Consider the following 10,299-nt stretch of genomic DNA (forward strand, 5'->3'; position numbering starts at 1 on the left):
CCATTTCGCAGCAGCCGCCTGATCGGCGCAGAGCGACAGCCTACCTCTGACTGCCGCCAATCTTTGCAACAGAGCCCGACGGTTTGCTGGTCGGCCTCGACCTTGAGGTCACAGCCCACCACCTTGGCGCCCTCGCGAGCAAATATCTGGGCTGCCGAGCGACCCTGACCACCACCCGTACCGGTAATCAACGCAACCTTGCCCGCCAGCCGACCGCTCATCCGTGCCCCCTGTCGTACAGATTCTTCTTCGGCATCATCCGCAGCACGTCGATTCCCGTCTCAAGCGTCGATTTTCCCCACTTGTTGACGGCATTGTCGACCTCGCACATGGCCAGTGCAGCATAGCCAAGCGGCCGGTCCGGCTCGGGAATGGAGTCGAGTGGAAACTGGTTCAGATAATCGATGATCTCCGGCAGGCGAGGAAGCATCGCGTCGTAAAAGGAGCGAAGCTCCTCGATCGTGCTCGCCATGCGCTTGGCGAGGCGCTGCTCCGAAGTGGGCAAGCCCCAAGCGGTGGTGTGAGGCTCGAGCGTGCTGAAATTCGGTTGCGTCGAACCACTAGTCATGACTGCGCATCCTTGGCAGTGCCTTCCTCGATCGCACGCATGATGCGCTGGTAATAGGCGCGCACAATCACCTCCTGCTTGTTGACGTTCATCTCGGTAATAGCGCCCGAGCGATAGTTCGTCTGGATACCCTCGACCGTGGACATATCCTCCGAAAGCACGTCACGTATCTGAATGCTGCCTTGCTCATTATTGAACTCGTGGCCGAAGTTGGTCTTCTTATCCGTATGGTAAAAATCCACCTCCCATACGCATTCGTCTGCTGACAATGGGATTGCACGTTGAATAAAGATCTGGCCCTTCTGCAAAAACATCACGATGTTCGGAAACAGCGCATAAACGTCGCTGATCCACAGCGGATGCTCTTGCGTGTTGAGAATATTTTCCGCGCCATTCCTGCCCTTGGCGTCCTCGGACCGAGTGTAGAGCGAAGTGGCGCCATAGCGCGCCGAAATTAGGCTCATGGGCGTCTGCCCGGCGTTCGGATCCGCCGGCAAATACAGACCAAAACGCCCAAGCACGCCGTTGCTGTCCGGGAAGGGGGTCGCACTGATGGTCTTCGACGTCAACGCCCCGGCGATCGTCTTGCGATGGGTCTGATCGACATGATAGCCCTCGATCTGGGCATCGACGAGTAGCTTCCAATTGGCCTTGAACACCGCCCGCCAGCCATAGCTCCACGACCATTGCGGATCACCGAGATAGCGGTCGAACGAATCGTCCAGCGGCGCCAGATATTCGCGCAACGTCCAGGCCGGCTTGGGGTCGAGATTGATGAACACGAAGCCGCCCCAGACATCGACCGACACCCGATGCAGGCCCTCGGCCTCGGGATCGAGCTGGCCGAACAATTCGCGGCCCGGTACGTCGATCAGCCTGCCGTCAAAACCGAACGTCCAGCCGTGAAACGGACAGACCAGTCCGCCACGCGCCTTGCCGCACGGCGCATTGACGATTCGCGCACCCCGATGCGTGCAGGCATTGTAAAAGGCGTGCAGCCGAGCGTCCTTGCCGCGGACGATAACCACCGAGGCGCTGAGTGCTTCGATCTGGAAATTGATGAATTGACCGGGATCGGTGAGGTCGCTTTCGCGACCGACCATCAGCCAGCTTTTGCCGAAGACATGCTTCTTCTCGAGCTCAAACAAGTCCCGCGAGATATATTGCTCGACGGGAAGCTTCTCCGTGCCCAGCTCATGCGACCCGATTTCGGGAATCTCAAAAGTCTCGTGCTTTCCCAACAGCCATCTCCTTATGTTGCCTAGATTGCTCGTTCATCGTGGATAAGAATATCTAATGACGAGGGTCCGATAGCGGTCGTATGGACTGTCCAATCCAGCTTTGACCAACGAACTCTAAAATTTCAATTCGCGAATATTACTATGAAGCCCCCATTGCTTGGGTGAGCGCTTGCAAAGCCTTGTCGATATCCCCCACTACCTGGATGGAAGAGCCGTATATATTCGCTCAATGTAGCGTGGCGGAATTGATAAAGCAAGCACCAATATGGCTCGGATGCAACGGGGGTCGGATGGCCGCAGCGACAGGAAGGCGCGCCCGTACCAGGCCCACAAGCAGCCGGCGCCCGCCGCGAGTGTTGCGGCCCGAGTTTACCCTCAATCACCCGGTCTGCAGTTCTTGCTCGGCGGCGTCGCGTCGCCTCATCGAGAAGCCTTCGTATCCGCCGGCGACTACTTCGGCGCACTTCTGGCGATAGGCAGCAAGTCCTGTCAACGCCGGTATAAAATGGGGCCAGTCGCTTTAAACAAAAAGCCTCGGGTTGAGGCTGGGCACTATCGGCAGCGGGGAAGCGGCTGTAGCGGAGCGGAAGCCGATTTTCCGCTGCCGGTGGCCGTTTCCAATCATGTCATCTTGATGCCCTCCTTGTCCTTTTGGCGCTTGCGGCTGCTGGCGAGACGGAAGCGATCACCATTCATCTCGAGGATGTGAACGTGGTGGGTCAACCGGTCGAGTAATGCGCCGGTGAGGCGTTCTGAGCCGAACACCGATGTCCATTCATCGAACGGCAGATTGCTGGTGATCAGCGTTCTGCCCCGTTCGTATCGCTGGCTGAGCACTTCGAAAAAACAACAGCTCGCCGCCAACGGCGGTGAACGGCACATAGCCTAACTCATCAAGGATCAGCAGCTTGACCGAGGCCAGATGCTTCTGAAGCATGCGCAGCCGGCGTTCGTCCCTGGCTTCCATAAGATCATGTACCAGCGCCGCCGCCGTGGTGAACGCCACGCTTTGGCCCTTCTGACAGGCAGCAAGACCAAGCGCGAGCGCGGCGTGGGTCTTGCTCGTGCCGCTGGGACCCAGCGCGATGACATTGCGACGCTGCTCGATCCATTCGCTGCGCGCCAGTTCCAGCACCAGCGCCTTGTTGAGCGATGGCTGGGCGGTAAAATCGAAGGTGTCGATGCTCTTGGTGTGCGGGAACTTTGCCATGCGGATACGGCGTTTCACCATCCGGCGTTCGCGGTCGATCCGTTCGAGCTCGCACAGCCGCAGCAAATAGCGCGGATAATCCGCGCGGTCTTGCGCGGCCTCAAGGGCGACCTTCTCATACTCGCGCACAAACGTCGGCAGCTTGAGCGCCTTGAGGTGGTTGGCCAGCAACACTGCTGGCGGCACGCTGGTGGGGGCCTGCGCCATGGCGGGTAGCGGCATCAGGGGCTCGGTCATGCCGGTACTCCTGTCGCTGAAGCATCCGCCTGAGACAGCAAGCCCATATAGACACTCGGGTCGGTGCGCCCGACATGCGCGCGCGGCAGGTGCGGATAAAACTGCAGGTCAAGGCGCGGTGTCCGCCGCTCAAGCCGGGCCAACGCAATCATCTTCACGGCATCAAAGCTGATCGCCCCCAGGTCTAATCCCCGGGCCACCGCCCATTCTACCTGGGACTGCTCGAAGCGCTCGCACAGCCGCAGCACCTGGATAAACTCGCGGCGTCCTTCCTTGCCGTTGCACGCCTCCATCAATCGGCGAATACGGTGCATCGGTTCGGCCAAAATCCAGCCATCAAGCGGCTCAGCCTGATCAAGCGCGCGCGGTTTTTGCTCCAGCAGCGCCAGATAGTGCAGCGGGTTGGCGATGAAGTCTTCGCGTTCAATAGCTGCGCGGATGCACCGCGATCTGCTCGCCCCGGCAGATTACCGCGACCCGGTCGACATAGCCTTTTATCACTACCTCCTGGTGAGCGTAGGTCGTCGGCACCGAGTAATCATTGGTGCGATACCGCACCAGCGACATCGACGAGGCCCGCCCCGTCACTATATGACACGGATCGAACGGCACCGCTGGCAGCGGCATAAATGCTGACAGATCGGTGGTCAGCCTGTCACCGATGCTTTGACTGTGCCCACGCAGCATAGCCTGCCTGCGCTCCACGCATTCTTCGAGGAAGCGCGCGTTCATGGCATCAAAGCTGTCGGCCACCGGCATCGGTACCATGAAGTGCCGCCGCACATAGCCAACCAGCCCTTCGACCTTGCCCTTGTCGTTGCCCTTGCCGGGGCGCCCGAACTTGTCCTCGAACAGGTAGTGGCTCTGCAGGGTCGAGAACATCCGGCTGCGCTGACGCTTCCCGTCGCCCAGGATCTGCGCCACCGCCAGCCTGGTGTTATCGTACAGGATCGAGTGCGGAATGCCCCCGAAGAAGGCGAACGCCGCGACATGGCCCTCGCAGAACGCCTCGGCCACCTCGGCCGGATAGGCCTTGAAGAACGGCGCATCGCTGTGCGGCAGATCCATGCAGAAATAGTGGAACCGCGTCAGCTTGCCGCCGATGATCCCGTCCGCCTCGCCAAAGTCCACCTGCGCATGGCCGGGCTTATGGCTCAGGGGCACGAACACCTCGCGGCTGCGCAACTTGGCGCCCGCCACATAATCACGAACAATCGTTATGCCGCCCGTAAAACCGTGCTCATCGCGCAGCCGCTCGAATATCCGCGCTGCGGTATGCCGTTGCTTGGCATGCACCGTGCGGTCGCCGGCCAATATCCGGTCGATGACCTCGGTGAACGCAGCGAGCTTCCGGCTGTATGTCCGTCCTTGTCGCCCATGCTGGGGCGGCTCCGGAAAGATCAGCATCTTGTCGACCGTCTTGCGGTCGATCCCAAAGTACGTTGCGGTTCGGCGGCGGCTCATGCCGTCGATCATCACGGCACGGCGAACCTTCTGATAAAGCTCCACTCTCTTCATCCTCCGACCCCGCCCAAAGGCGCAAGGTCTAGTGGATTGACCGGAACAAAAGAGTCCGATTGGGGATTCCCATCTGCTTGCTGACGTGCGAGTCTGGAAGGATGCGAGATGGCATCACTTTCACCCTATCCGCCGCCGACCGTCTGCGGTTGTGCGACGTTGCAGCGGCCCCCCGGAGCCCGCAGAAGCACGTCTGGCGGACACGCATCGTTCTGTTGAGCGACGATGGTCTGGGCACCTCGGCGATCATGGCCGAGACCGGTAAATCCAAGACCTGCGTCTGGCGCTGGCAGGAGCGCTTCATGCACGAAGGGGTCGATGGTCTGCTTCGCGACAAATCCCGTCCGCCCGGCAAGGCGCCGGTCCCGCCGAAGCGCGTCGCCGAGATCGTCCGCCTGACGCAGGAACCGCCGCCGCACGAAGCGACCCACTGGACGGTTCGCGCGATGGCGAAGGCGGTCGGCGTTGCGGCCTCGACGGTGCAGGCGATCTGGAAAGCGCACGGCCTCAGTCCACATCGCTGGCGCAGCTTCAAGCTGTCGAACGACCCGGCCTTCGCCGAGAAGCTCACCGAGATCGTCGGCCTCTATGTCGATCCGCCAGCCCATGCGGTGGTACTGTCGTTCGACGAGAAGTCGCAAATCCAGGCGCTCGACCGCACCCAGCCCGGCCTGCCGATGAAGAAGGGCCGCGCCGGCACGATGACCCATGACTACAAGCGTCACGGCACGACCACTCTGTTCGCCGCTCTCAATGTGCTGGACGGCACGGTCATCGGGCAAAACATGCAGCGCCATCGGCACCAGGAGTTCATCCGTTTCCTCAACCGTATCGAGCGCGAAGTTCCGGCGGACAAGGCGATCCACGTGATCCTCGACAACTATGCGGCACACAAGAAAGACAAAGTCCAGGAATGGCTCGCCCGCCATCCGCGCTGGACCTTCCACTTCACGCCGACCTCGTGCTCATGGCTCAATGCCGTCGAGGGCTTCTTCGCCAAACTGACCAGGCGCCGGCTCAAGCACGGCGTCTTCCATTCCGTCGTCGATCTCCAGGCCGCCATCAATCGGTTCATCCGCGAATACAACGCCGCCGACACCAAGCCCTTCATCTGGAAGGCCGATCCCGACGACATCATCGCCGCACGAAACCGTGGGTTCCAAACGTTGGAATCAATCCACTAGGTAGCGATGTAATTGTCGATGAAGGCTTTGTAATGCTTTACCGGGTTCTTCAATTATGCGGCCCGTTTTAGGATGCGGATACACCGCATATCCCCCATCAACGGCTAGGCTTTCTAGCTTTTCCAGCTTCCAGCCTAGCCGGATCGCAAGTGCGTGAGGTGATGGTATTCCAAAAAGATGACACCGCTCAATTGGGACACGACTAGTGGCGCGGCTTTGTTTTGACCTCATCATCGTCTTGCCCTTCAGCAGCCCATTCTAGCATCTTTAGAACCTTATCCGCCACAAACACTCTCGCCTTATCATAGGTCGAGCTATGTGCTCTTTCAGCAAAGAGCATCAGTGATGAAAGAGGAACCTCGAATCTCTCAGCGTATTTCCTAAGTATTTCTAAACTAGGCTCTTTCTTATCTCGCTCGATTTCATTTAAGTAAGATCTAGAAATGCCTATTTGTTCCGCCATCTCCGATTGAGAAAGCCGATGATACTGGCGTATAGTTTTTAATGCTCTGTCATACATAATTTATACTCCAACACCCTTTGTTGGATAGGTGTTAAGAGGGATTTACGAAAAGTAATCCAAACCCTTCAAAACTGCGCGAACCAACTTCAGACCAAAATCCAAAGCTGCTACTGCAGCCTTCCAAGTCTCTGGCTTAAGCAGAACATCCCTTACGAGACGCTTGACCTTACCAGTTCTCGCATGCTTCTTCTTCGCAATCGATGAGTGATTAGTAACCACGTGTATGTACTCCAAACGACCTAGACCACTATTGGCTAGGTCCCACACGCTTGAAGCACCAACGATAGAAGAAGCACCCCCCTTAACCCTTCGCGTCCGACCACACGGACGCGTCTTATCGGTGGTCCCGGCGGCCCCGCGCGGGGGTCCCCTCAACAGCCGACAAAAATGAGGATCTCCCTGAGGATCTCCCGCAGGCGATTAACTCGCCCCGAGTTGCAGTGGGTTTATGTTGTACCTTTCTCGATTGCGTACAGGATACATAACATAAATTCGCCTTATGTCAACTGTTATTCGCCATCAGCGAACAGATAAATTGGCTTGGAGCTAGGCGCTCCCCTTATAAGGCGCGATATGGTTGCCTGGCTGACATCGAACAGCGCGGCAACGGTACGCTGCGTGTCACCAGCGGCCAGCCTATCTAATGCCATGACCTGCTGGTGGGGGGTGAGGGCCGTCTTACGCCCGAATTTGACGCCCCGCGCCCTTGCCTGGACACGCCCTGCGGCGGTGCGCTCGGTGATCCGCTCTCGCTCCCAGCTCGCCGCGATCCCCAGCACCGCGATTATCACCTCAGCAAATTGCGAGGTCGTATCCACCATCGGCTCGGCCAGCGAACGGAAGCCAGCCCCGGCCTCCTTCACCGCATGGAGGATGTTCAACAGGTCACGGGTATTGCGGGCAAGGCGGTCGGTCGCCGTCACCATCAGCACGTCGCCATCGTCCAGCGCGCCGATCGCGCGCTTGAGCTGGGGCCGCTCGGCAGTCGCTCCGCTGATCTTCTCGCGGTAGATTTTCACGCACCCCGCAGCGGTGAGCTGGGCGAGCTGCTGAGCCAAGTCCTGACCGGTGGTTGAGACGCGCGCGTAGCCGTAAATCATGACCGGAATCGTGCATCAGATTTTTGCATCAGGGAAGAGGCTGGTTTTCCTAGGGTTTCGATCTGATGCAAAAGTTTTGACTGGCGGTCCTTCCTCGCAAACGATCAAAAAAGAGAGCTAAGCCTTCTCGAAACCCGTCTGGAACATAGAACGAGGAAGATAGGTGTCCACAGATACGTCTAAACCGTTGTTCCGGCATTTAGGCGACTGGCAACATAAAGCGCGTCCCCCAGGCGATCGAGCAAGCTGAGTTCGGTCTCCAGCCAGGCAAGATGCTCTTCCTCATCGGCCAGAATCCCTTCGATGAGTATGCGCGTGGTCGCATCATGTGCCGCTGCGATCTGATCGACGATCCTGTTGAGGTCGGTGCGCGCACTACGCTGAAGATCCATGTCGTTTTCGAGGACCTGACGAAGGTCTCCGCCTATTTTGACCGGCAGAAAGGAAAAGGCAGGTGTCCCGCCCAAGTCGAGGATGCGGTTGGTCAGCGCGGTGATCGTCACCGGCTCGTCGGCGATGCGAGCGCGCATCGCTTCGGCCAGTCCGGCCAACCCCCAACCCTCGATCAACGCGGCGTGAGTCTGATGCTGGGCCGAGGCGCTCCAATATGCGCCGAGCAGGCCGTTCAGAACATCGATGGGAGGCATCAGGTTCGCTTGTTCGTTCATTTCAGAACTCCTCATGGTTTGTGTATCAAGTGGGATCCGGTCATCCTTTTGGCCGTGGGACGACGGAGTGTTGCGCCAAGGCTGAAACAAGGTTGCGCACGCTCTCGCGCAGCTCGTCCATCCCTTCAGGCTGGAAGCCTCCGGACATCGTTTCCGGCACATGGGACGCCCGCTCTCGGATCGAGCGTCCCTGCTCGGTCAGCGCCACAAGGACGCGACGTTCGTCGGTCGGATCGCGTTGCCGCTTGACCAGGCCCGCCGTCTCCATGCGCTTGAGTAGCGGACTCAGCGTGCCGCTGTCGAGATAGAGACGGGCGCAGAGTGCGCCCACCGTCTGCTCGTCGCACTCCCACAATACCAGCATGACGAGATATTGGGGGTAGGTAAGGCCGAGTTCGGCCAGCACCGGGGTGTAGAGCCGATTGAGCAGATTGGTGGCGGCGTAGAGTGGAAAGCAGACCTGTCGATCCAGCAGGAGAGGATCGTCCTCCCGCCCCTGCGTCGCCACCGGGTCGCTCATCGCGTTGTGACGTTAAGCTTGACGTCGACATTGCCCTTGATTGCATTGGAATAAGGGCACACCGCATGCGCCTGCTTGACGATTTCCTCGGCCTTGGCCTGATCAAGGCCGGCGATCTCGACGTCGAGCGTCACCGCCAGGTTGAAGCCGCCGGCACCGTTCGGTAGCAGGCCGACCTCGCCGACGACTTCGATATCGTTGTCGCCCACCTTGTCGGCCTGCGCTCGGGTGACGTGGATGACCGCATTCTCGAAGCAGGCGGCGTAACCGGCGGCGAACAGCTGCTCGGGATTGGTTGCGCCGCCCTTGCCGCCAAGTTCCTTAGGCATGGCGAGTGACAAGTCGAGAATGCCGTCCTCGCTCTTGATGGTGCCAGAACGACCGCCAACGGCGGTGACTTTGGTCGTGTAGAGATGGCTCATGATGTTACTCCTTGGGTTAAACGGATCAGGCGAAGGCAGGCTGCGCGATGTGGGGCGATGGAGATGCAATCGACTCCTGCGGTATGAGTCGCGGCGCGCCGCTACCCGCGAGCAGCAGCTTTAGATGACAGGCCGAGAACCCGGCTGCTGTAAAAGCCTCCACCTCGAGCGCTGGAACCGCATAGTCGTAATGGCGGACAAGGATCGTCATCCGACGCAGCGCCTCCAGTCGTGGATCGGCAAGCGTTGGCGACGGCGAACGACCGAACAGCCAGCCAAGCCACGAAGGGCGGTTCGCTGGCTTCAGCGTACGCGGATGGTCACGCTGGCCGATCGCAATCACCGCCCATTCGGTCGTCGTAAAGCTGACGCTCTGCCGCACGGTGTCTCTACCGTTCAAACGAATCATTCACATCCTCCTTACCCCGCAAAATATAATTGAACGCAATTATATTGTAAACAACTAATATGCTGGGGTGCAGTTGTGCTATTCAGATGCAAGCGCTTCCTCCACTGGGTCGACAGATAGCCTCAGCCAGATTTCACTTTCCCGAAAAAGAACAGGGAAACGCACCCGCTGATGCACAACTCACAAATTACGCATCAAACCGGAAATCGCGGTTTTCCGCGCCCTTCCCTGATACAAAAATCTGATGCAGAATCGCGCGATGATTTACGGCTATGCGCGCGTCTCGACCAACGGCCAGGACCGTGGCGGATGAAGATTACGCGCATGGCTATTCAAACAGTTCCGCATGAGTGCCGGCGCGCACGAAATTCACCAGATTCCCCTCAATCGTGTAGATCAGGAGGAAATCGCCGCCGATATGGCACTCGCGATGATCGCTCCAATCGCCTTTCAGCGGATGATCCAGCCATTCCGGGCCTAACGGCGCATCGTTGGCGATGAGCATCATCATCGCCTCCTTGAGCTGTTTCATGTTGTAGCGCCCGCTGCGCGACAGCCGCTCCCAATCCTTGACGAACCTTTTTTCGTAGGACGCCTCTCTTGGGAACGAAGCCCGCTTACTGGCCCAGTCGGCCCGAAGCTGCGATTTTGGCCATGTTGAAGAACAAAGATTGAACATGGCGATCTACCAGGCTCGCT

At 58.9% G+C, this 10,299-nt stretch carries 10 protein-coding genes and 3 pseudogenes; 1 reads left to right on the forward strand and 12 read right to left on the reverse strand.

What is annotated here, in order from left to right:
* The 5 genes and pseudogenes from AC0KVN_RS27060 to istA all read right to left on the reverse strand — a co-directional run.
* Window positions 1-221: pseudogene (locus AC0KVN_RS27060) on the reverse strand (hypothetical protein); the annotation flags it as partial.
* Window positions 218-568, reverse strand: coding sequence for a hypothetical protein (locus AC0KVN_RS27065; protein ID WP_483656740.1), 351 nt, complete (start codon window positions 566-568; stop codon window positions 218-220). The gene AC0KVN_RS27065 and the pseudogene AC0KVN_RS27060, both read right to left, overlap by 4 nt.
* Entirely contained in the window at window positions 565-1,809 is a 1,245-nt protein-coding gene (locus tag AC0KVN_RS27070) for an aromatic ring-hydroxylating oxygenase subunit alpha (RefSeq protein WP_483656741.1), read from the reverse strand. Before AC0KVN_RS27070 ends, AC0KVN_RS27065 begins: the two co-directional genes overlap by 4 nt.
* 621 nt (window positions 1,810-2,430) lie before the next feature.
* Window positions 2,431-3,241 (reverse strand): annotated as a pseudogene (gene istB, locus AC0KVN_RS27075) (IS21-like element helper ATPase IstB).
* An 11-nt stretch (window positions 3,242-3,252) separates the two neighbouring features.
* Window positions 3,253-4,774 (reverse strand): annotated as a pseudogene (gene istA / locus AC0KVN_RS27080) (IS21 family transposase).
* 101 nt (window positions 4,775-4,875) lie between these two features.
* Between istA and AC0KVN_RS27085 the strand changes: the two are divergent.
* A complete protein-coding gene (locus tag AC0KVN_RS27085) occupies window positions 4,876-5,958 on the forward strand; it encodes an IS630 family transposase (RefSeq protein ID WP_483656742.1) in 1,083 nt (360 codons plus the stop codon).
* A gap of 202 nt (window positions 5,959-6,160) precedes the next feature.
* On the opposite strand, the gene AC0KVN_RS27090 is transcribed toward AC0KVN_RS27085, so the two are convergent.
* The 7 genes from AC0KVN_RS27090 to AC0KVN_RS27120 all read right to left on the reverse strand — a co-directional run bounded on the left by AC0KVN_RS27090 (window position 6,161) and on the right by AC0KVN_RS27120 (window position 10,279).
* Window positions 6,161-6,478 (reverse strand): helix-turn-helix domain-containing protein, encoded by a 318-nt coding sequence (locus tag AC0KVN_RS27090; protein WP_483656743.1) that lies wholly within the window; start codon window positions 6,476-6,478, stop codon window positions 6,161-6,163.
* A gap of 512 nt (window positions 6,479-6,990) precedes the next feature.
* Entirely contained in the window at window positions 6,991-7,581 is a 591-nt protein-coding gene (locus AC0KVN_RS27095; protein ID WP_483656744.1) for a recombinase family protein, read from the reverse strand.
* A gap of 179 nt (window positions 7,582-7,760) precedes the next feature.
* Window positions 7,761-8,249 (reverse strand): ferritin-like domain-containing protein, encoded by a 489-nt coding sequence (locus tag AC0KVN_RS27100; RefSeq protein WP_483656745.1) that lies wholly within the window; start codon window positions 8,247-8,249, stop codon window positions 7,761-7,763.
* A 40-nt stretch (window positions 8,250-8,289) separates the two neighbouring features.
* A complete protein-coding gene (locus AC0KVN_RS27105) occupies window positions 8,290-8,769 on the reverse strand; it encodes a MarR family winged helix-turn-helix transcriptional regulator (protein WP_483656747.1) in 480 nt (159 codons plus the stop codon).
* Complete coding sequence (locus AC0KVN_RS27110; RefSeq protein WP_483656749.1) at window positions 8,766-9,191, reverse strand: organic hydroperoxide resistance protein; 426 nt, start codon at window positions 9,189-9,191, stop codon at window positions 8,766-8,768. Before AC0KVN_RS27110 ends, AC0KVN_RS27105 begins: the two co-directional genes overlap by 4 nt.
* A 25-nt stretch (window positions 9,192-9,216) precedes the next feature.
* Entirely contained in the window at window positions 9,217-9,600 is a 384-nt protein-coding gene (locus tag AC0KVN_RS27115) for a hypothetical protein (protein WP_483656751.1), read from the reverse strand.
* 328 nt (window positions 9,601-9,928) lie between these two features.
* A complete protein-coding gene (locus tag AC0KVN_RS27120; RefSeq protein WP_483656752.1) occupies window positions 9,929-10,279 on the reverse strand; it encodes a type II toxin-antitoxin system YafQ family toxin in 351 nt (116 codons plus the stop codon).
* Window positions 10,280-10,299 lie beyond the last annotated feature (20 nt).

It is taken from the genome of Sphingobium sp. SG1 (assembly GCF_057063145.1).